General features: G+C 69.9%; 16 protein-coding genes. 3 read left to right on the top strand and 13 right to left on the bottom strand.

The window, feature by feature from the left end:
- Positions 1 to 4: 4 nt before the first annotated feature.
- On the bottom strand, positions 5 to 1,609 hold the full coding sequence (locus ACQE3C_RS00820) for an HAD-IA family hydrolase (RefSeq protein ID WP_434537294.1): 1,605 nt from the start codon (positions 1,607 to 1,609) through the stop codon (positions 5 to 7).
- Entirely contained in the window at positions 1,599 to 5,099 is a 3,501-nt protein-coding gene (gene metH / locus ACQE3C_RS00815; RefSeq protein ID WP_434537293.1) for a methionine synthase, read from the bottom strand. Before metH ends, ACQE3C_RS00820 begins: the two co-directional genes overlap by 11 nt.
- 89 nt (positions 5,100 to 5,188) lie before the next feature.
- On the opposite strand from metH, the gene ACQE3C_RS00810 reads away from it, so the two are divergent.
- Entirely contained in the window at positions 5,189 to 6,013 is an 825-nt protein-coding gene (locus ACQE3C_RS00810) for a proteasome assembly chaperone family protein (RefSeq protein ID WP_434537292.1), read from the top strand.
- Between the two features lie 22 nt (positions 6,014 to 6,035).
- Here ACQE3C_RS00810 and rpe read toward each other — a convergent pair whose 3' ends face one another.
- Together rpe and ACQE3C_RS00800 are read right to left on the bottom strand one after the other, a co-directional pair.
- Positions 6,036 to 6,707: a ribulose-phosphate 3-epimerase gene (gene rpe / locus ACQE3C_RS00805; RefSeq protein WP_434537291.1), complete on the bottom strand. Its 672-nt coding sequence runs from the start codon at positions 6,705 to 6,707 to the stop codon at positions 6,036 to 6,038.
- Positions 6,708 to 6,738: 31 nt separating this feature from the next.
- Positions 6,739 to 8,091, bottom strand: a complete 1,353-nt coding sequence (locus ACQE3C_RS00800; RefSeq protein ID WP_434537290.1) for an RsmB/NOP family class I SAM-dependent RNA methyltransferase — start codon at positions 8,089 to 8,091, stop codon at positions 6,739 to 6,741.
- 178 nt (positions 8,092 to 8,269) lie between these two features.
- Here ACQE3C_RS00800 and dhaK point away from each other — a divergent pair, with 178 nt between their 5' ends.
- Both dhaK and dhaL read left to right on the top strand, forming a co-directional pair.
- On the top strand, positions 8,270 to 9,271 hold the full coding sequence (gene dhaK, locus ACQE3C_RS00795; RefSeq protein ID WP_434537289.1) for a dihydroxyacetone kinase subunit DhaK: 1,002 nt from the start codon (positions 8,270 to 8,272) through the stop codon (positions 9,269 to 9,271).
- A gap of 27 nt (positions 9,272 to 9,298) precedes the next feature.
- Positions 9,299 to 9,934: a dihydroxyacetone kinase subunit DhaL gene (dhaL, locus tag ACQE3C_RS00790; protein WP_434537288.1), complete on the top strand. Its 636-nt coding sequence runs from the start codon at positions 9,299 to 9,301 to the stop codon at positions 9,932 to 9,934.
- Between the two features lie 72 nt (positions 9,935 to 10,006).
- Here the strand turns inward: dhaL and fmt are convergent, their stop codons facing one another.
- The 9 genes from fmt to carB form a co-directional block, all read right to left on the bottom strand.
- The gene (gene fmt, locus ACQE3C_RS00785) at positions 10,007 to 10,939 is read right to left on the bottom strand and encodes a methionyl-tRNA formyltransferase (protein WP_434537287.1); all 933 of its coding nucleotides are present in this window, start codon (positions 10,937 to 10,939) and stop codon (positions 10,007 to 10,009) included.
- A gap of 23 nt (positions 10,940 to 10,962) precedes the next feature.
- Positions 10,963 to 13,008, bottom strand: a complete 2,046-nt coding sequence (locus tag ACQE3C_RS00780) for a primosomal protein N' (RefSeq protein WP_434537286.1) — start codon at positions 13,006 to 13,008, stop codon at positions 10,963 to 10,965.
- Between the two features lie 4 nt (positions 13,009 to 13,012).
- Positions 13,013 to 14,203, bottom strand: coding sequence for a methionine adenosyltransferase (gene metK / locus ACQE3C_RS00775; RefSeq protein WP_434537285.1), 1,191 nt, complete (start codon positions 14,201 to 14,203; stop codon positions 13,013 to 13,015).
- Between the two features lie 52 nt (positions 14,204 to 14,255).
- Positions 14,256 to 14,609: a DNA-directed RNA polymerase subunit omega gene (gene rpoZ, locus ACQE3C_RS00770; protein ID WP_434537284.1), complete on the bottom strand. Its 354-nt coding sequence runs from the start codon at positions 14,607 to 14,609 to the stop codon at positions 14,256 to 14,258.
- A gap of 41 nt (positions 14,610 to 14,650) precedes the next feature.
- Entirely contained in the window at positions 14,651 to 15,259 is a 609-nt protein-coding gene (gene gmk, locus ACQE3C_RS00765; RefSeq protein WP_434537283.1) for a guanylate kinase, read from the bottom strand.
- A gap of 18 nt (positions 15,260 to 15,277) precedes the next feature.
- Entirely contained in the window at positions 15,278 to 15,589 is a 312-nt protein-coding gene (gene mihF, locus ACQE3C_RS00760; protein WP_434537282.1) for an integration host factor, actinobacterial type, read from the bottom strand.
- A 133-nt stretch (positions 15,590 to 15,722) separates the two neighbouring features.
- Positions 15,723 to 16,547 (bottom strand): orotidine-5'-phosphate decarboxylase, encoded by an 825-nt coding sequence (pyrF, locus tag ACQE3C_RS00755; protein ID WP_434537280.1) that lies wholly within the window; start codon positions 16,545 to 16,547, stop codon positions 15,723 to 15,725.
- Positions 16,547 to 17,677: a quinone-dependent dihydroorotate dehydrogenase gene (locus tag ACQE3C_RS00750; RefSeq protein WP_434537279.1), complete on the bottom strand. Its 1,131-nt coding sequence runs from the start codon at positions 17,675 to 17,677 to the stop codon at positions 16,547 to 16,549. The genes pyrF and ACQE3C_RS00750 overlap by 1 nt, the downstream gene beginning before the upstream one ends.
- Positions 17,674 to 20,991 (bottom strand): carbamoyl-phosphate synthase large subunit, encoded by a 3,318-nt coding sequence (gene carB, locus ACQE3C_RS00745; protein WP_434537278.1) that lies wholly within the window; start codon positions 20,989 to 20,991, stop codon positions 17,674 to 17,676. The genes ACQE3C_RS00750 and carB overlap by 4 nt, the downstream gene beginning before the upstream one ends.

Below are 20,991 nucleotides of genomic sequence, written 5' to 3'. Positions count from 1 at the left end.
CCGCTCAGCCCTCGGTGGCGACGTGGTCGGGCCGCGGGCCTGTGTAGTCGGGACCGTAGGCGCCCGGCGCCGGGCGACGCTTGCGGGCCGGGGCCTTGACCCCGGGCGCCAGCCGGCGGCTGATCACCAGGAACCCGGTGTGCGGGCTCGACCCGTGCCCGGGCCGGATGGCCAGCCCCTCGGCATGCCATTCGCGGATGCTGGTCTCGGTCAGGTGCGGTTCGGTGAACCCGCCGTGCACCCGCAGGGTGTCGGCGACCCGCCCCAGCTGGGTGGCGGTGGCCACATAACAGCACAGCACCCCACCGGGTTCGAGCACCTGGGCGACGGCATCGATGCATTCCCAGGGGGCCAGCATGTCCAGGATCACCCGGTCGACCGGCTCTTCGCGGATCTGCTCGACCAGGTCGCCGACGGTGATCGTCCAGGCCGGGTGGTCACGGCCCAGGAAGGACTCGACATTCTGCCGGGCGATCTTCGCGAAGTCCTCGCGGCGCTCGTAGGACGACAGTCGTCCGCTGGGCCCGATCGCACGAAGCAGGGACATGCTGAGCGCACCGGAACCGACCCCGGCCTCGAGCACCCGGGCGCCGGGGAAGATGTCGGCGGCCATCATGATCTGGGCGGCGTCCTTGGGGTAGATCACCGCCGCGCCCCGCTGCATCGTGGTGGTGAACTCGCTCAGCAGCGGCCGCATGACCAGGAAGTTGAGCCCACCGACGGTGGTCGCGACGATGCCCTCGGGTTGGCCGATGATGTCGTCGTGGGCGAGGCCACCCTTGGTGGTGTGGAAGCTCTTCCCGGGCACCAGCACCAGCGAATGGCGGCGACCCTTCTGGTCGGTGAGGCTGACCCGCTCCCCCGGCAGCATGGGGCCGGTGCGCACCCCCGACAGGGTGCCGGTCTCGTCGTAGCGGTCGCCGACCAGCTGGTCGATCCAGTCCAGGGAGACCCCGGCCAGGGTGGGCAGGACGACCCGGCCGGCGGTGTCGTGCAGTTCACCGTCGGTGGGCACCCCGATGACGGTGGCACCGGCCGCCTCGCCGGCGATGGCGCCGGGGTCGGAGTCCTCGACGACCACGCAACGGTGGATGTCGACACCGAGGCGTTCGGCGGCCAGCAGGTAGGGCTCAGGATGCGGCTTGAGGTTGCGCGGGATCTCCTGGGTGATCACGGTGGCGAACTGGTCGGCCGGCAGCCGCGGCAGCACCACGTCGGTCATCGACTTGGGGCTGGAGGTCACCACCGCGCACGGCACCCCGGCGGCCCGGGCCTCGGCCAGCAGCGACTCGATGCCGGGCCGGAACTCCGGTTCGGCCTGGCGCACCTTCTCGACGACCCGATCGATCAGCTCGGCCATCATGTCCTCGACGCTGGTCTCCTCGTCGCCGAGTTCGGACAGCATCAACTTCACGGTGCTGGGCACCGAGTGGCCGTTGCGGGCCTCGGCATCGGCCCATTCCCAGTGACCGCCGCGTTCTGCCATCATTTCGAGCTCGACCTCGATCCACAGGGGTTCGGTGTCGACCAGGGTGCCGTCGAAGTCGAACAGCAGCGCCGCCAGGTGCTGCGGTGCGGTGTTCTCTGCGGGTGCGGTGTCAGCGGGCATTGAAGTACTTGGCCTCCGGGTGGTGGACGACGATCGCGTCGGTGGACTGCTCGGGGTGCAACTGCAGTTCCTCGGACAGGTTCACCCCGATCCTGGACGGGTCCAGCAACTGGACGAGCAGCTCCCGGCTCTTCAGGTCGGGGCAGGCCGGGTAGCCGAAGCTGTAGCGCGAGCCACGGTAGGCCTGGTCACGGATGGCCTCGTCGATCGGGCCGTCGTCACCGGCCAGGCCCAGTTCGCCGCGCACCCGGTGGTGCCAGAACTCCGCCAGCGCCTCGGTCAGCTGGACGCTGAGGCCGTGCAGTTCCAGGTAGTCACGGTAGGCATTGGCCTCGAACAGCTTGGCGGTCTCCTGCGCAACGCGCGGCCCCATGGTCACCAGTTGCATGGCGAAGGTGTCGGGGCCGAACTCCGCGGCCTCGGCCTCGTCACGGAAGAAGTCGGCCAGGCACAGCCGCCGGTCGCGGCGCTGCCGCGGGAAGGTCCAACTGCCCAGTTCGCGGGAGTGGTCCTCCGGGTCGAGCAGCACCAGCGTCTGGTCGCGGCTGAACACCGGGAAGTAGCCGTGGACCACCCCGAACTCACCGATGGACTCGGCGCGGATGCGGTCCAGCCACATCCGCAGCCGCGGCCTGGCCTCGGTCTCGACCAGTTCTTCGTAGCTCGGCCCACCCTTGAGGGAACGCAGGCCCCACTGGCCCATGAAGGTGGCGCGTTCGTCGAGCCAGTCGACGATGTCGGCCAGGGCGATGCCCTTGGTGACCCGGGTGCCCCAGAACGGCGGGGCGGGCACGTCCACCTGGCCAGGCACCGGTCGGGCGACGTCGGATCGGCCGACCTCGACCGGCTCCTCCACCTCGACCAGCGACCCGCGCGGGGTGCGGCGGCGCCGCGGTTCGGGCAGGCTGGCGCCGGGCACCCCCTTCTTGACCGCCATCACCGCATCCATCAGGCTGAGGCCCTCGAAGGCGTCCTTGGCGTAGCGGACCTCGCCCTCGAACATGTCGTTGAGGTCCTCCTCGACGTAGGCGCGGGTCAGCGCCGCCCCGCCGAGCAGCACCGGGTAGCGACTGGCGAGCCCCCGGGCGTTGAGCTCGGACAGGTTGTCCTTCATGACCATGGTCGACTTCACCAGCAGGCCGGACATGCCGATGGCATCGGCGCGGGCGGCCTCGGCGGCCTCGATGATCTCGCTGATCGAGCGCTTGATGCCGATGTTGACCACGGTGTAGCCGTTGTTCGACACGATGATGTCGACCAGGTTCTTGCCGATGTCATGGACGTCACCCTTGACGGTGGCGAGCACGATGGTGCCCTTGCCCTCGGTGTCGGCCTTCTCCATGTGGGGTTCGAGGTGGGCCACTGCCCGCTTCATCACCTCTGCCGACTGCAGCACGAAGGGCAACTGCATCTGGCCCGAGCCGAACAGTTCACCAACGGTCTTCATGCCGGCGAGCAGGTCGACGTTGATGATGTCGAGGGCGGGCTTCAGGGTGAGCGCCTCGTCCAGGTCTTCGAACAGGCCCCGGTCGTTGCCGTCGACGATGCGCCGGGCCAGGCGTTCCTCGAGCGGCAGCGCCAGCAGCTCGGCGTCGCGGGAGGCCCGCAGGTCGGCGGCGGTGACGCCTTCGAACAGTTCCAGGAAGCGTTGCAGCGGATCGTAGTCGTCGGTGCGCCGGTCGTGGACCAGGTCGAGGGCCACCTCACGCTGCTCGTCGGGGATGCGGTCCATCGGGACGATCTTGGCGGCGTGGACGATGGCCGAGTCGAGCCCGGCCTTGACGGCCTCGGCCAGGAAGACGGAGTTGAGCACGATCCGGGCGGCGGGGTTCAACCCGAACGAGATGTTGGACACGCCGAGGGTGGTGCGCACCCCGGGGTGGCGCTTCTTCAGTTCGCGGATCGCTTCGAGGGTCTCCAGACCGTCGCGGCGGGTCTCCTCCTGCCCGGTGCCGATCGGGAAGGTGAGGCAGTCGACCAGGATGTCGCCGATGTCCAGGCCCCAGGTGGTGGTCAGGTCCTCGATGAGCCGTTCGGCGACCTGCACCTTCCATTCGGCGGTGCGGGCCTGGCCCTGTTCGTCGATGGTCAGCGCCACCACGGCGGCGCCGTGCTCGGCGATGATCGGCATCACCCGGGCGTAGCGGGACTCGGGTCCGTCGCCGTCCTCGTAGTTGACCGAGTTGATGATGCAGCGCCCGGCCAATGACTCCAGCCCGGCGGCGATCACCTCGGGTTCGGTGGAGTCGAGCATGATCGGCAGGGTCACCGAGGTGGCGAAGCGGCTGGCGATGCGGCGCATGTCCTGCTCACCGGGGCGCCCGACGTAGTCGACGCACAGGTCGATCAGGTGGGCGCCATCACCGGACTGCTGGCGGGCGATCTCGACCATCTCGTCGAGGTTGTCGTCGAGCATGGCCTGCCGGAAGGCCTTGGAACCGTTGGCGTTGGCCCGCTCACCGATGCTGAGGTAGCTGGCGTCCTGGGTGAGGGAGACCTCGTTGTACAGCGAGCTGACCGCGTTGGTGGGGGCCGCGTCGCGGGCGACCACCTCACGCCCGCGCACCCGGTCGACGACCTGGCGGATGTGTTCGGGGGTGGTGCCGCAGCAGCCACCGACCAGGCTGAGGCCGTAGTCTCGGCAGAACCGGTCGGCGGCATCGGCCAGTTCCTCGGGGGCCAGCGGGTAGACCGCGCCGTCCTTGGTGAGCACCGGCAGGCCGGCGTTGGGCATGACCTCGATGCCGATGCGGGCGTTCTGGGACAGGTGGCGCAGGTGTTCGGACATTTCGGCCGGCCCGGTGGCGCAGTTCAGGCCGATCAGGTCGATGCCCAGCGGCTCGAGGCTGGTGAGGGCGGCACCGATCTCGGAACCCATCAGCATGGTGCCGGTGGTCTCGATGGTGACGTTGACGAAGATGGGCAGGTCGACACCGGCAGCGGCCCGGGCACGCTTGGCCGCGATCACGGCGGCCTTGGCCTGCAGCAGGTCCTGGCTGGTCTCGACCTGGACGGCGTCGATGCCACCGCGGATCATCGCGGCCACCTGGCGTTCGTAGTGGTCACGGATGTCGCGGAAGTCGACCTGCTGGAGGCTCGGCAGCTTCGTCCCCGGCCCCATCGAGCCCAGCACCCAACGCGGACGATCGGGGGTGGCGTAGCGGTCGGCGACCTCCCGGGCGATCCGGGCCGACGCCTCGGCGATCTCTTCGAGCTGGTCGACGATGCCGTACTCGGCCAGGGCCGCCAGGTTGGCGCCGAAGGTGTTGGTCAGCACCAGGTCGGCACCCACTTCGAAGTAGGCCTCGTGCACCTTGGCGACCACGTCGGGGCGGGTCAGGCTGAGGACCTCGTTGCAGCCCTCGTGCCCGTTGAAGTCGGCCTCGACGTCAAGGTCGAAGCCCTGCAACATCGTGCCCATGGCTCCATCAGCGACGAGCACACGATGACCAAGGACGCGCCGCAGCGCTTCGACACGGGGTTCAGACATGCGGGCCACCTTAGTCGAGAGCGGCGGGCAGGCCGTGGCGCGGCGGTGCGGCCGGACACGTTGGTGGCCCGGATGGCTACTCTGGGGGAATGGACCTGGACGTGACCCAGCTGCGCCAGCCGGCGGTGGTGGCGGCGTTCCGCGGCTGGAATGACGCCGGCGAGGCAGCAACCTCGGTGGTCAGGCACCTCGTGATCGGCAACGAGACCCACGAGTTGCTGGTCTTCGACGAGGGCTACTACGACCTGCGCCAGACCCGCCCGACCCTGCAGGTGCGTGACGGCAAGCGGGTGCTGAAGTGGCCCAACACCTGCATCGCGGTCTGCCGCACCCCGCAGCGTGACCTGCTGATCGTGATCGGGGACGAGCCGAACTTCGACTGGGTCGACCTGTGCCAGGAGATCCTGGGGACGGTGTCGCTGTGCGAGGCGACCCCGGTGGTGGTGCTGGGGTCGATGAACTCCGACGACCCGCACACCCGTCCGCTGCCGGTCTCGGTGGAGGCGACCAATCCGGACCTGGTCTGGGGCATGGGCGCTGAGGACTCCGACTACCAGGGTCCGACCGGCATCACGGGGGTGTTGTCGATGATGGCCGCCGAGGCCGGCTGCGAGGTGGTCTCGATGTGGGTCTCGACGCCGTTGTACAGCAGCGACTCCGAGTGCGCGAAGGCCACCCTGGCCCTGGCGCGACGGGTCTCGGAGGTGCTCGGGGTGGACTTCGACTGGGAACGCCTCGAACTGGCCTCGGCCCGCTGGGAGTCCCAGGTCAGCCACCTGGTCGACGCCGACTCCGACCTGGCGCAGTACGTGCGGGCGCTGGAGGCCGACCGCGACGAGTCCCTGGCCCCGACCAGCGGTGAGGACCTGGCCGCGCAGATCGAACAGTTCCTGCGCGAGGACAAGGAAAGCTGAGGGCCCCGGACCGGCCCGCGGCTCAGTGGCTGTGCCCGGCGGCGTCCGCGGCGATGGAACGCAGCTCGTTGACCATGGCATCAGGGTCGGCGGCGTGGTACACCGCTGACCCGGCGACGAAGGTGTCGGCACCGGCCTCGGCGCAGCGGCCGATGGTCTCGATGGAGACTCCCCCGTCGACCTGGATGCGGATCTCCTGGCCGGTGCGGTCGGCGATCTCACGAGCGCGGCGGATCTTCGGCAGCACCAGGTCGAGGAACTTCTGCCCCCCGAAGCCGGGTTCGACGGTCATCAGCAGCAGCATGTCGAGTTCGCCCAGCATCTCGGCGTAGGGCTCGATGGGGGTGGCGGGTTTGAGCGCCATCGACGCCTTGGCGCCGAGCTTGCGCAGTTCACGCGCCAACCGGATGGGGGCGGCGGCGGCCTCGACGTGGAAGGTGATGGTCTCCGCACCGGCTTCGGCGTAGGCCGGGGCCCAGCGGTCGGCGTCCTCGATCATCAGGTGGATGTCGAGTTCCTTGTCGGTGACCGCGCGGATCGACTCGACCACCGGCAGCCCGAGGGTCAGGTTGGGGACGAAGTGGTTGTCCATGACGTCGACGTGCACGCCGTCGGCGCTCGGGATCCGTTCGATCTCGCCACGCAGGTTGGCGAAGTCGGCGTTCAAGATGCTCGGTGTGATCCTCATGCCCATGCAGGCAGCCTAGCGGTGGGGCCCCTCCCGGTCAGGTACTGGGTCCTCGTCGCAGCAGGGCGCCGAACATGGCGTCGGTGCCGTGGCGGTGGGGCCACAGCTGCACCATCAGCGGTTCGTCCGGGTGGGCCGCCTCGGGCACGTCGGGCAGCAGGGCCGGGGCGTCCAACAATTCGGCCTCGGGATGGGTGTCCAGGAAGGCCTGCACCTGTTCGACGGTCTCCAGCGGGTGCGGCGAGCAGGTGACATAGGCCAGCACTCCCCCCTCGGCGGTCGCCGCCCAGGCCTGGGCGAGCAACCCGGCCTGCAGCGCGACCAGTTCCTCGAGTTGCTCCTCGGTGCGCCGCCAGCGCGACTCCGAGCGGCGGCGCAGTGACCCGATGCCGGTGCAGGGCACGTCGGCCATCACCCGCGCGAACGACCGGGGCTGCCAGGCCGGGGCCAGGCCGTCGGCGGTGATGACCTGCCAGCGGTCGGGGTAGCGGGCCATCGCCTTGCGCACCAGTTCGGCGCGATGGGGTGCCTTCTCGCTCGCCAGCAGCCAACCGCCCCGCTGCCTGGCCAGTCCGGCCAGCAGCGCGGCCTTCCCGCCGGGCCCGGCGCACAGGTCGAGCCAGCCCAGATCGGCGATCTCTTCGGTAGTGGGGGCCAGGGCCAGAAGCCAGGCCATCAGCTGGCTGCCCTCGTCCTGCACCCCCGCGCGGCCCTGGCGCACCTCTTTCAGCCCGCCCGGGTTGCCGGGCCGCCGGAAACCGAAGGGGCTGTAGGGGGTGGGTTCCAGGCCGGGCTCGCTGAGCTCGTCGCGCTCGACCAGCCCGGGGCGCACGACCAGGGTCGGGACCGCCGGGGTGTTGTTGGCCAGCAACCCGGCCTCGGCGTCGTCACCGAGCAGGTAGTCGTAGACGTCGGCGATCCAGCGCGGGTGGTGGGTCCTGGTGCCCAGGGCCGACAGTTCGTCCTCGTCGGCGCTGAGGGCCTGCACCCAGCCCGAAAGGTCGTTGATGCCCACCTTGCGGGCGATCGCGTTGATCACCCCGGTGACCCGGTGGCCGACGGCGATGCGGCCGAGGTTGACCGCTTCGTCCACGGCGGCGTGCACCGGGGTGCGCATCGAGAGCTGCTCGTGGGTCGACAGCCGCAGCACCGTCACCACGGCGGGCTCCAGGGTGGACAGTTCCCGGCGGGCTGCGCGGGCGATGATGCGGTCATAGGTGCCCATCAGCCGCGCGGTCCCGTTGACCAGTTCGGTGGCGGTGGCCGCCTGCTGCGCATCGAGCCCGTGCTCGGCAACCGCCGCGGCCAGGGCGAGGTTCGCGAACGCCTCCTGGGTCTCGACCTGCAGCAGGGCATCATAGGCGGCCCGGCGGGCTGGGCTGACGGTCACCCTGCGTTCAGGTCCGTGGTCTCGACGCGGCGACGAAGGGGGCTTGTTCAACGAGGAAGACTCCCGTCAGAAATGCTTGTCTATACAGGTTGCGACTGTCTAGGGTGAAGCTATGCGGACGAGCCCGAGGGTGGCTCGGCCGGGGCAATGGTGCCTCAGTCTATGACGGGAGCAGACAATGAAGAAACTCATCAACGATCCGGAGAATGTGCTCAACGAGTTCATGCGCGGCTTCAGCATCGCGCACGCGGATCTGGTCGAGTACAAGACGGACCCGGTCCACTTCCACCGCGCCGGTGGCGCTGTGCAGGGCAAGGTTGGCGTGGTCTCCGGTGGCGGTTCGGGCCACGAGCCGCTGGGCGGCGGCTATGTCGGCAAGGGCATGCTGGATGCGGCCGCTCCCGGCGCCTTCTTCAGCTCCCCCACCCCTGACCAGATCGCTGCCGCCACCCAGTCGGCCGACGGTGGTGCCGGCGTGCTGCACGTCGTGCTGAACTACTCCGGCGACATCATGAACTTCGAGATGGGCGCCGAGATCGCCGCGGCCGAGGGCATTGAAGTGCAGTCGGTGGTCATCGATGACGACGTCGCCGTCGAGGACTCGACCTGGACCGCCGGTCGTCGTGGTGTGGCCGGCTCCATCACCGCCATGAAGATGATCGGTGGCGCCACCGATCTCGGCTACGACCTGAACGAGACCGCCCGGGTCGCCAAGAAGATCAACGACTCGATGGGCACCATGGGCCTGGCCCTGACCGCCTGCACCGTGCCGACCGCCGGCAAGCCGTCGTTCGACCTGGGTGAGGACGAGATCGAGCTCGGCATCGGCGTGCACGGCGAGCCCGGCGTCAAGCGGGTGCCGATCATGCCCGCCGACGAGATCACCGACATCCTCGTCGACACCGTCGTGAAGGACATGGAGCTGAGCTCGGGCGAGAACGTGCTGCTGTTCGTCAACGGCCTGGGTGGCACCCCGCTGCACGAGCAGTACATCCTGTACAACCACGCTTGGGACAAGCTCGACGCCCTCGGTGTCAACGTCACCCGCAGCCAGGTGGGCAACTTCTTCACCTCGATCGAGATGGCCGGTGCGTCGATCACGATCATGCGTCTTGACGACGAGCTGACCAAGCTGTTTGATGCACCGGTGCACACCGCCGGCTGGCGCGCCGGAGCCTGAGGCGCGGCCAACCACGAGAGGAGAACGATGGCTGACACACTGGGGGCCGCCTGGGCCCTGGACTGGATCTCGCGAGCTGCTGAAGTCGTGGCCGCCAAGCGCGAGGAACTCACCGACCTGGACCGCGCCATCGGCGACGGTGACCACGGCTCGAACCTGGACCGCGGGTTCAAGGCAGTGCTCACCAAGCTCGAGGGCCTGGAGCCCAGCACCGCCGAGGACGTCCTGAAGCCGGTCGCGATGACGCTCATCTCGACCGTGGGGGGCGCCTCGGGTGCGCTCTACGGCACCGCGTTCCTGCGGGCCTCGAAGGTGGCCGCCGAGGACCTCGACGGCGCCGGAGTGGTGGCGCTGGCGCAGGCCGCCCTGGACGGCATCCTGCAGCGCGGCAAGGCCGAGGTCGGCGAGAAGACCATGGTTGACGCCTGGACCCCGGCGATCGCTGCCGGCCAGGAAGCCGTCGAGGCCGGCAAGTCGCCGGCCGAGGTGCTCAACGCCATGGCGACCGCCGCCCAGGCCGGTGCCGAGTCCACCGATCCGCTGGTGGCCCGCAAGGGACGCGCCAGCTACCTCGGTGAGCGTTCGGCGAACCACCGCGACCCGGGTGCCCAGTCGACCACCTACCTGCTGCGCGCCGCCGCCGACGCGGCCGCCGCCCAGTGAGGTAGTCCGGCTGCTCACCAGCATGAGTTTCCCCAGGTCAGTCGACCTGGGGATTCTCATTTCCGGCCCGAGTCAGGTCAGCAGGGACCCGGCATCGAGCTGGACGCCGCGGGCCCAGTCGGCGCCGGCCATGGACCGTTTGCCGGCGGCCTTCACCCGGACGAGTTCCAGGGGGTGGGTGCCGGTGCCGCACCACAGGTGCCGCTTGTCGGCGTGCAGTTGCCCCGGCCCCAGCTCGGGCACCTGCCAGGGGTCGTGCGGTTCGGCGATCTGCTCAACCTTGAACACCTCACCGTGCAGCAGTCCCCATGCCCCGGGCACCGGGGTGACGGCCCGCACCTGTCGGGAGACCTGCCCGGCGTCCTCGGTCCAGTCGATGTGGGCGTCCTCGGTGAGGATCTTCGCGGCGGTGGTGATGCCCTCCTCCGGCTGGGGGCGAGGCTCCACCCCGGCGGCGATGTCGTCGAAGGTGGACACCAGCAGCGGCCCCCCGGCCAGGGCGAGTTCATCGAGCAACTGCCCGGCGGTGGCGGTGGAACTGATCAGCATCGTCACGCTGCGGTAGACGGGCCCGGCGTCCAGGGGCTTCACGATGCGGAAGGTGGTGGCGCCGGTCTTGGGGTCCCCGGCCAGGATGGCGCGCTGGACCGGTGCCGCCCCACGCCAGCGCGGCAGCAGCGAGAAGTGCAGGTTCACCCAGCCGTGCGGCACCAGCTCGAGGGCTGAGGTCGGCAGCAGTGCTCCGTAGGCGACCACCGCCACCGCCTCGACGTCCCACTGCCGCAGCGCGTCCTGGAAGTCCTGGTCGCGGGGGTGGTCAGGCTTCAGCACGGGCAGTCCCAGCTCGTCGGCCCGGACTGCGACGTCGGAGGGCCGCAGCTTCTTGCCGCGGCCCGCGGCAGCGTCGGGGCGGGTGATCACCCCGACCACGTCATGGTGGGAGTCCACCAGCGTGTCGAGGGCAGGTACGGCCACCTGGGGGGTTCCGGCAAATGCGATCCTCATGGTGTGTCCACCCTAGTCGCCGCTCAGGACAAGTGGTTCGGGTCCACCCTGATCCGTACCGGTGGTGTCTTGCGGGCCGACCCGGCGCCGAGCCCGGCCCGCACCCGGGCCACCAGTTCGTTGCCCTGCTCGAGCGGGGCCCGCAGCGTCAGTCGCTGCAGCTGCTCGTCGACGCCACCGATCGTGGTGGTGCCCCCGGGGATCGGCACCGGGCCGAGGACGTCGAGCCCGTCGATCGGGTCGGTGACCTGCGCCCCCGGCAGCACCCCCTCTTCGGGCAGCAGCCGTGAGGACTGGACCAGGGCATCGATGCCCTCACCGGTGCCCTCGACCTGGACAAAGCGCACCGCGGGTGGGAACCCCGCCTCGCGACGTTCCTGCAGCTCACGTTCGGCCAGGGTGGCCGGGTCGAGCCGCACCAGGGCCTGCAGGGCGCTGGCCTGGGCCGGGCCCACCGCGCACACGGTGCCGCCGGCAGCCCCCGGACGAACCAGTCCGACGACGTTCAGCCAGCGCCGCAGCGCCTCCTCCGAGGCGCGCAGGTCGGCGCGGGACAGCAGCAGGGTGGTGTCCAGCAGCACTGCTGCGGCGTAGCCGCCCGCCGCGACGGGTTCGGCGCCGGGGGTGGCGACCACCAGCGCCGGGGTGTCGTCGACCGCCTCGACCACCTGCCCGCGGGAACTGTCGACCACCCTGGTGCCGGCGAAGGCCCGGCCGAACTCCTCAGCTGTGCGCTGGGCGCCGACCAGGGGGGCTCGCAGCTGGTCGCCCCGGCAGGTGGTGCAGCGGAACCCCGCGGCCACCCGGCCGCACCAGCTGCACTCGAGCTGGGTTCGGCGCCCCGGGCCGTCGGTGCGAGTGACCCGCAGGGGGCCGTGGCAGGCGGTGCAGCGGGCTGGTGCATGGCAGCGCTGGCAGGCCAGGGACACCGCGTACCCGGCCCGGGCGACCTGGACCAGGACCGGGCCCTGGCTCAACCCGTTGCGGATGGTGGTGAAGGCTGCGGCGGGGATGCGGACCTGCCGCGCCAGCGGGTCACGGTCGAGGGCCCAGTCGGAGTCACCCGCCACGCGGACGGCCGGGGTGGCCCGCCGCAGCGCGGAGCGCTCCATCGCCATGGCCACCAGCCAGCCCGAGTCCACCCACCGTTGAACTTCCGTGCTGCGGGCGCGTCCGGCCACCAGGAAGCCTGCCTGCTGTTGGGTGGCCCGGATAGCCAGCACGTCGCGGGCATGGTGGTAGGGCGCCCGCGGTTCGGCGTGCAGGTCGTCCCCGTCGTCCCAGATGGCGACCAGACCGCAGTCGTCGACCGGCGCCATCGCCGCCGAGCGGGTGCCGATGGTGATCCGGGCATGGCCGCGGGCGACTGCCAGGTAGTTGCGGTAGCGCGCCGAGGGCCCCTGGTCGGCGTGCAGCACCGCGACGGTGCCGGCACCGAAACGCTCGACCAGCGTCTGCTGCAGCCGGGTGAGGTCACGCAGGTCGGGCACCACCAGCAGCGCCCGGCGCCCACTGAGCAGGCAGGCGGCCACGGCCTGGGCCAGGCCGGCGGTCCAGTCCCCCACCGGGTCGGCCACCGGCGGCACCTGCCAGTAGGCGCGCGGGCCGGCACCGTTCGCCAGTGCCTCCAGGAACCCGGACGAGTGCTGCACGGCGTCCAATGGGCCGACCAGCGGCACCTGTGGGGGTTCGGGCAGCGGCCACGGCGAGGGGGTGGCCTTCTCGGTGGTGGCGTGGCGCGGTGGCACGGCCAGCCGCACCACGTCGGAGAAGGTGCCGCACCAGTGATCGGCGACCGCCCGCACCAACCTGACCTGACCGGGCGTCAGGACCGGTTCGTCCGAGACCACCGTCTCGAGTTCGGCCAGCTCACCGGACGAGCCGTCGGGGGCGTCGACGACTTCGCTGATGAACCCGGACGCGGCGCGGCCGGCGAAGCGGACCCGCACCCGGACCCCGGGCTTGGCCTGCCCGGCCATGGAATCGGGGATGCGGTAGTCAAACCAGCGGTCCAGGTGGGCCAGCGGCATGTCGACCGCGACCTTCGCCACCCGCGGCACTGGCTCCACCGGCTCAGCGCACGGCGCGAGCCAACTGCTCGGCGCGGTCGGTCCGTTCCCAGGTCATTTCTTCGAGGTCACGCCCAAAGTGGCCGTAGGCGGAGAACTTCGAGTAGATCGGGCGCAGCAGTTCGAGGTCACGGATGATCGCGGCCGGGCGCAGGTCGAAGGTTTCGAGGATGGCGTCGCGGATGCGGTCCTCGGGGACCTTGTTGGTGCCGGCGCAGTCGACGTAGAAGCCGACCGGCTGGGCCTTGCCGATGGCGTAGGCCACCTGCACCTCGCAGCGGTCGGCCAGGCTGGAGGCGACCACGTTCTTCGCCACCCAGCGCATGGCATAGGCGGCCGAGCGGTCGACCTTGGACGGATCCTTGCCGGAGAAGGCGCCGCCCCCGTGGCGGGCGTAGCCGCCGTAGGTGTCGACGATGATCTTGCGTCCGGTGAGCCCCGCGTCGCCCATCGGGCCGCCGATGACGAACCGGCCGGTGGGGTTGATGAACTCCTTGTGCCCGCTGCTGGGAAGGTTGAACCGCTCCAGCACCGGCGCCAGGACGTGCTGGCGCAGGTCGGGCACCAGGGTCTTGTCGAGGTCCACCTCGGGGGCGTGCTGGGTGCTGACCACCACGGTGTCGAGCCCACGGGGGCGCCCCTGGTCGTCGTAGTCGATGGTGACCTGGGTCTTGCCGTCGGGGCGCAGGTAGTCGAGGGTGCTGTCCTTGCGGACCTCGGTGAGCCGTTCGGCCAAGCGGTGCGCCAGGTCGATCGGCAGCGGCATCAGCGAGGGGGTCTCATTGCAGGCGTAGCCGAACATCAGGCCCTGGTCGCCGGCGCCCTGCTCGTCGAGCAGGTCGACCGAGTTGCCCAGCCGCTGCTCGATGCCGAGGTCGACACCCTGGGCGATGTCGGGTGACTGGGAACCGATCGCCACGCTGACGCCGCAGGAGTTCCCGTCGAAACTCTTCTCCGAGGAGTCGTAGCCGATGTCGATGATGGTCTTGCGGGCGATGCCGTACACGTCGGCATAGGCCTCGGTGCGCACCTCCCCGGCCACGACCACCAGACCGGTGGTGACCAGGGTTTCGACCGCGGCGCGACTGTTCGGGTCCTGGGCCAGCAGGGCGTCGAGCACCCCGTCGGAAATGGCGTCGGCAACCTTGTCAGGGTGTCCCTCGGTGACCGATTCAGAGGTGAAGAGCCTGCTCATGGAGATGTTTCCTTGCTGCTCGGCGAAGAGCCGGGCAAAGATGGGGTGGGGATCAGGCCGGGTCGGCGGGCCCCAGGTCCCCGAACGGGTCGTCCAGACCGAAGTCGGGGGTGGCAATGGCGGCCTCGGCGCGGGCAGCAGCCTCGGCTTCGGGGTCGATCTCGGTGTACTCCAGCACGCCGGCCTGGATCTCGCGCAGCGCGATCGACAGCGGCTTCTCCTGCACACCGGTCTCCACCAGCGGGCCGACGTTCTCGAGCAGGCCCTCACCGAGCTGCGAGTAGTACGCATTGATCTGGCGGGCGCGCTTGGCGGCGAACAGCACCAGTCGGTACTTCGAGTCGACCCCGTCGAGCAGTTCATCGACGGGCGGGTTGGTGATGCCTTCAGCAGCGTTGGTGGTCACTGTGTCCCTTTCGCAAAAGACGTGGGGGTGGAGCCATCGGCTCACAGACCTGTCAACTCTACCAAACGGTCGACGGTTTCCTCGATTTCACCATTCACCACGACCTCGTCGAACTGGGCCTTGGCGGCCAGTTCGAGTTTCGCGGTGGCCAGGCGTTCCCGCTGCTGCTCCGGGGTCTCGGTGCCGCGACCCACCAGGCGACGGACGAGTTCGTCCCAGTTGGGTGGTTCCAGGAAGATGTGGGTGGCCTCGGGATAGCTGACCCGCACCTGCTTGGCGCCCTGCAGGTCGATCTCGAGGACGACCACCTCACCGCGGGCGACGGCCTGTTCGACGGGTTCGCGGGGGGTGCCGTAGCGGGCCCGCTTGTGCACGACGGCCCACTCCAGCAGCCCACCCTCGGCGACCAGGCGGTCGAAGGTCTCGTCGTCGACGAAGTGGTAGTGCACCCCGTCGACCTCGTTGGGTCGCGGCGCGCGGGTGGTCACCGAGACAGACACGAAGATCTCCGGGTGGCGCTCGCGCAGTCTGGCGCAGACGGTGCCCTTGCCGACCGCGGTCGGGCCCGACACCACGAACACTCCCCCGGGGTGTCGCTGCCCCTGCGTGGGGTCGGGGCGGTCGCTGGTGCGCAGGTCAGGAGTGCTCATCGGGGATCATTCTGCCACTCAGCTGAACTGCTCCTTGAGTCCGGCGATCTGGTGACGGCCGAGGCCACGGATGCGACGGTTCTGGGAGATCTCCAGTCGTTCCATGACGTCGGCGGCGCGCTTCTCTCCCACCCGGGGCAGCGACTTCAGCAGGTCGGCGACCTTCATGTGGGCCAGGACCTCTTCCTGCAGGGCCAGGTCAATGGCCCCTGACAGGGTCACCTCACCGCTGCGAACCTTCTGCTTGAGCTCGGCACGGGCCCGCCGGGCTGCGGTCGCAGCTGCCCGGGCAGCTTCCAGCTGCTCGGGGGTCAATGAGGGGATCACCATGGTTGGCTCCTCGTGTGTCGTCACCGGCGCTGGGGCGCCGGTGGCCAGTGTGACAAGGACAAACTACAACGCCGGAGGCCACCTGAGGGGGTTTGATGTGGTGATTCATCGGCCACCGGTTGGCCGGTGCCGGTCAGCTCTGCGAGACAGCCCTGGCGGCGGCTCGCAGCGCCTGCGGATCGGGCCCGGCACCGAGCACATCGCGGCTGGCAGTGGGCAGCAGCCGCAGGCCGGAAGCGGTGAACCGCTGGGCCAGGCCACTGATGGTGCCACCCTGCGCGCCGATGCCGGGCACCAGGATCGAGGCGGTGAACCCGGTGAGGTCGACCTTGAGGTCGGCGTGGGTGCCGCCGACGACCAGGCCGACGTGGTGACTGCCCTGCTGGTTCTCGGCGTTCGCCTGGTTCTCGGCCTGTGCCTGGTCGATGATCGACTGCGAGACCGTCACGGCACCCTGCTGCGGCCGCGACAACTGCACCTCGTGGCCCTCGGGGTTGGAGGTGCGGGCCAGCACGTAGACCCCGCGGCCGTTGCTGCGGGCCAGGTCGAGGGCCGGTCGCAGGGACTCGAAGCCCAGGAACGGGGACAGGGTAATCGCGTCGACGGCCAGCGGCCCGTCGGACAGGTAGGCCTCGGCGTAGCCGGCCATGGTCGAGCCGATGTCGCCGCGCTTGGCGTCGAGCAGGGACAGTGCACCGCGGTCGCGGATGTCGGCCAGCACCTGTTCCAGCACGGCGATGCCGCGTGAGCCGAACACCTCGAAGAAGGCCGACTGCGGCTTGAAGACGGCCACCTGCTCACCGAGGGCCTCGACGGTGCCGCGGGCGAATCGTTCCAGCCCGTTGACGTCACCGGGCAGGCCCCACTGTGCGATCAGCCCGGGATGGGGGTCGATGCCCACGCAGAGGGGGCCGCGCGAAGCCACGGCGGCGTCGAGTCGGTCACGGTAACTGTGCATCAGTGCTCCTGCGATCTGGTGGGCAGCGGTGCCCCGGCCAGGGCGGCGGCCACACCTCGGACGAGGGCGGGGCCGGAGTAGATGAAGCCGGTGTAGAGCTGGACGAGGCTCGCGCCCGCCTCACGCAGCGCCAGCGCGTCGGCCGGGCTCATCACGCCACCGGAGCCGATGATCGGCAGGCGGGTGTTGCGGGCCAGGTAGTCGACGACCTGGCGGGCCTTCAGCGTCACCGGGGCGCCGCTCAACCCGCCCGTCTCGGCGGCCTTCGCCGAGCGCAGGGGGCCGCCGTCGGCCCGGGTACGGGCCAGAGTGGTGTTGGTGGCGATGATGGCGTCGATGCCGCAGGCCTCGGCCGCGGCCACCACGTCGTCCAGTTCGGCCCAGCTGAGTTCGGGGGCGACCTTGACCCAGATCGGCACCGGGTCCTGGTGGTGGATGTCGCGGCGCACCTCGTCCAGTTCGCTGAACAGTTCCTCCAGTGCCCGGCGTGACTGCAGGTCACGCAGGCCAGGGGTGTTGGGGCTGGACACGTTGATGGCCACATAGTCGGCGACGGGGGCGACATTGCGCAGGGCCCGGGAGTAGTCGTCGATGGCGTTCTCGTTGGCGGTGAGCTTGTTGCGCCCGATGCTGACCCCCACCGGGATGCCCAGTACCCCGTTGCCGCGCTCGACTCCCAGCATGGTCAACCGGTTGGCCAGTGCGGCCGAGCCCTCATTGTTGAAACCCATCCGATTGATCAGCGCCCGGTCGTCGACCAGGCGGAACAGCCGCGGTGAGGGGTTGCCCTTCTGGGGGCGGGGGGTCACGGTGCCGAACTCTGCGAACCCGAAACCGAGCGCCGACCAGGCCAGCGGGGCGCGGGCATCCTTGTCCAGCCCGGCGGCCAGGCCGACCGGGTTGGGGAAGGTGAGCCCACTGATCCTGACGGGGTCCCACGGGGGTGCCAGCACCGTGCGAAGGGCACGCGCCGCGGGCGCGGGCAGGCTGCCGAGGGCGGGGACCAACTGGTCGTGGATCGCCTCCGGGTCACCGCCGCCGTAGCGGAACATGACCGGCCGGGCCAGGCCGGTGTAGCCGGCATGCAGCGCGCTGGTCCACCAGCGGGTGAGCGGGGCCGGACGACTCATGACTGCTGCCCTGCCGTCTCCCAGTCCTGCAGGGAGCGAACCTCACCATGCCCGGCCAGGATCGCCTCGATGCCCTGCACCCCGGCCGAGAGTGCCTGCACGGTGGTCATGCACGGAATCTCGGCGCGGATGGCGGCGGTGCGGATCTCATAGCCGTCGGCGCGCGGCGAGCCACCCTCGGTCTGGCCCTGGGGGGTGTTGAAGACCAGGTCGATCTTGTTGTCCAGGATCATCTGCACGATGGTGGGTTCCCCATTCGGGCCGGGGCCCTGGCTGTGCTTGCGCACGTCATTGACCTCGACGCCGTGGCGGCGCAGCACCTGGGCGGTGCCGGCGGTGGCGTACAGGGTGAACCCCAGGTCGGCCAGCCGCTTGACCGGGAAGATGGCGTGGCGCTTGTCGCGGTTGGCCACCGAGACGAACACCGACCCCGAGGTGGGCAGACCGGCGTAGACCGCGGCCTGGGACTTGGCGAAGGCGGTGCCGAAGGTCGAGTCGAGGCCCATGACCTCACCGGTCGAGCGCATCTCGGGCCCGAGCACGGTGTCGACGCCCATCCCCTCGGCGGTGCGGAACCGGTTGAACGGCATGACCGCTTCCTTGACCGCCAGCGGGCCGCCCTCGGGCACGTCGGCACCGCTGCCCTGTTCGGGCAGCAGGCCGGTCTCGCGCAGTTCCTGGATGGTGCGCCCGACCATGATCATGGTCGCCGCCTTGGCCAGCTGGGTGCCGGTGGCCTTCGAGACGAACGGCACGGTGCGCGAGGCCCGCGGGTTGGCCTCGAGCACGTACAGGGTGTCGGAGGCGAGCGCGAACTGGATGTTGATCAGGCCACGCACGCCGACCCCGTCGGCGATCGCGCGGGTCGACTCGGCGATGCGGCTGATCACCTCACCGCCCAGGGTGATCGGGGGCAGGGCGCAGGCCGAGTCGCCGGAGTGGATGCCGGCCTCCTCGATGTGCTCCATCACCCCACCCAGGTACAGCTCTTCACCGTCGTAGAGTGCGTCGACGTCGATCTCGACGGCATCGTCCAGGAACCGGTCGACCAGCACCGGCGAGGTGGCCGAGATCAGCGTCGACTGGCTGATGTAGCGCTCCAGGCTGGCCTCGTCGTAGACGATCTCCATGCCGCGCCCACCGAGCACGTAGCTGGGCCGCACGAGCACCGGGTAGCCGATCTCGGCCGCGACCCGGCTGGCCTGCTCGAAGGAGTTGGCCATGCCGTGCTTGGGTGCCGGCAGGTCGGCGCGTTCCAGCACCGCCTCGAAGGCACCGCGTTCCTCGGCCAGGTGGATCGCCTCGGGGCTGGTGCCGATGATCGGCACCCCGGCGTCCTTCAGTGCCTGCGCCAGCCGCAGCGGGGTCTGGCCGCCGAGCTGGACGATGACCCCGGCCACCGGGCCGGCAGCGAGTTCGGCGTGGTAGACCTCGAGCACGTCCTCGAGGGTGAGGGGTTCGAAGTACAGCCGGTCGGCGGTGTCGTAGTCGGTCGAGACGGTCTCGGGGTTGCAGTTGACCAGCACCGATTCGTAGCCGTGCTCGGACAGCACCTGGGCGGCGTGCACGCAGGAGTAGTCGAACTCGATGCCCTGGCCGATGCGGTTGGGGCCGCTGCCCAGGATCAACACGGCCGGCTTCTCGCGCGGGGCGACCTCGGTCTCTTCGTCGTAGCTGGAGTAGTGGTACGGCGTGCGGGCCTCGAACTCGGCCGCGCAGGTGTCGACGGTCTTGTAGACCGGACGAATGCCCAGCGCCCAGCGCACCCCGCGGACCACGTCGGGTGACAGGTTGCGCAGGTCGGCGACCTGCTTGTCGGACAGGCCGTGGCGCTTGGCCAGCCGCAGCACCGCCGGGGTCAGCTCGGGAGCGGTGCGGACCTGCTCGGCGACCTCGTGGATCAGCACCAGCTGGTCGATGAACCAGGGGTCGATGCTGGTGGCCTCGAAGACCTGCTCGACGCTGGCCCCGGCGCGGATGGCCTGCATCACCAGTTGCAGGCGGGCATCGTGCGGTCGGGTGGCCTCGTCGAGCAGCACCTCCACCGATTCGCTGACGGGGGCGGCGAAGTCGAACGGTGCGTTCGGGTCCTCCATCGAGCGCAGCGCCTTGCCCAGGGCCTCGCTGAAGTTGCGGCCAAGGCTCATCGCCTCGCCGACCGACTTCATGTGTGTGGTGAGGGTGTTGTCGGCCTGCGGGAACTTCTCGAAGGCGAACCGGGGCACCTTCACCACGACGTAGTCGAGGGTCGGTTCGAAGCTGGCCGGGGTCTTCTCGGTGATGTCGTTGGGGATCTCGTCGAGGGTGTAACCGACCGCGACCTTGGCGGCGATCTTGGCGATCGGGAACCCGGTGGCCTTCGAGGCCAGGGCGGACGAACGGCTCACCCGGGGGTTCATCTCGATGACCACGATGCGGCCGTCATCGGGGTTGACCGCGAACTGGATGTTGCAGCCGCCCGTCTCGACCCCGACCCGGCGGATGATCGCGATGGAGATGTCACGCAGGTCCTGGTACTCGCGGTCGGTCAGCGTCATGGCCGGGGCGACCGTGATCGAGTCACCGGTGTGGACGCCCATCGGGTCGAAGTTCTCGATGGAGCACACGATCACGACGTTGTCAGCCTTGTCGCGCATGACCTCGAGTTCGTACTCCTTCCAGCCCAGGATCGATTCCTCGATCAGCACCTCGGTGGTGGGGCTGGCGGCCAGGCCGGTGCCGGCGATGCGGCGCAGTTCGTCCTCGGTGTGGGCGAAGCCCGACCCGAGCCCACCCATGGTGAACGACGGACGCACCACCACGGGGTAGCCCAGCTCGTCGGCAGCGGCGAGCACCTCGTCCATGGTGTGGCAGATGCGCGAGCCCGCGACCTCTGCCCGTCCACCGGCGATGTCGGTGAGCGACTCGACGATCTTCTTGAACTGCTCACGGTCCTCACCGCGCTGGATGGCGTCGACCGAGGCTCCGATGAGTTCGACACCGTAGGCCTCGAGCACACCGTTCTCGTGCAGGGTGATGGCGGTGTTGAGCGCGGTCTGGCCGCCGAGGGTGGCCAGCACCGCATCGGGGCGCTCCTTGGCGATCACCTTCTCGACGAAGGCAGGTGTGATGGGCTCGACGTAGGTGGCGTCGGCGAAGCCGGGGTCGGTCATGATCGTGGCCGGGTTGGAGTTGACCAGGATGACCCGGAACCCCTCCTCCTTCAGCACACGGCAGGCCTGGGTGCCGGAGTAGTCGAACTCGGCGGCCTGGCCGATGACGATCGGTCCCGACCCGACGACCAGGATCGTGGAGATGTCGGTGCGGCGAGGCAT

It is taken from the genome of Aestuariimicrobium sp. Y1814, assembly GCF_050113895.1.
In the GTDB taxonomy this organism is placed as follows: domain Bacteria; phylum Actinomycetota; class Actinomycetes; order Propionibacteriales; family Propionibacteriaceae; genus Aestuariimicrobium.
Note: the sequence above shows the minus strand (reverse complement) of the source record. Positions and strands in the feature narration are given on the sequence as shown.

Bases quoted from the DNA above. Each gene is read 5' to 3' on its own strand.
- ACQE3C_RS00820 (WP_434537294.1), bottom strand. From the start codon at position 1,609: ATGCCCGCTGACACCGCACCCGCAGAGAACACCGCACCGCAGCACCTG.
- metH (WP_434537293.1), bottom strand. From the start codon at position 5,099: ATGTCTGAACCCCGTGTCGAAGCGCTGCGGCGCGTCCTTGGTCATCGT.
- ACQE3C_RS00810 (WP_434537292.1), top strand. From the start codon at position 5,189: ATGGACCTGGACGTGACCCAGCTGCGCCAGCCGGCGGTGGTGGCGGCG.
- rpe (WP_434537291.1), bottom strand. From the start codon at position 6,707: ATGGGCATGAGGATCACACCGAGCATCTTGAACGCCGACTTCGCCAAC.
- dhaK (WP_434537289.1), top strand. From the start codon at position 8,270: ATGAAGAAACTCATCAACGATCCGGAGAATGTGCTCAACGAGTTCATG.
- dhaL (WP_434537288.1), top strand. From the start codon at position 9,299: ATGGCTGACACACTGGGGGCCGCCTGGGCCCTGGACTGGATCTCGCGA.
- fmt (WP_434537287.1), bottom strand. From the start codon at position 10,939: ATGAGGATCGCATTTGCCGGAACCCCCCAGGTGGCCGTACCTGCCCTC.
- metK (WP_434537285.1), bottom strand. From the start codon at position 14,203: ATGAGCAGGCTCTTCACCTCTGAATCGGTCACCGAGGGACACCCTGAC.
- gmk (WP_434537283.1), bottom strand. From the start codon at position 15,259: ATGAGCACTCCTGACCTGCGCACCAGCGACCGCCCCGACCCCACGCAG.
- mihF (WP_434537282.1), bottom strand. From the start codon at position 15,589: ATGGTGATCCCCTCATTGACCCCCGAGCAGCTGGAAGCTGCCCGGGCA.
- pyrF (WP_434537280.1), bottom strand. From the start codon at position 16,547: ATGCACAGTTACCGTGACCGACTCGACGCCGCCGTGGCTTCGCGCGGC.
- ACQE3C_RS00750 (WP_434537279.1), bottom strand. From the start codon at position 17,677: ATGAGTCGTCCGGCCCCGCTCACCCGCTGGTGGACCAGCGCGCTGCAT.
- carB (WP_434537278.1), bottom strand. From the start codon at position 20,991: ATGCCTCGCCGCACCGACATCTCCACGATCCTGGTCGTCGGGTCGGGA.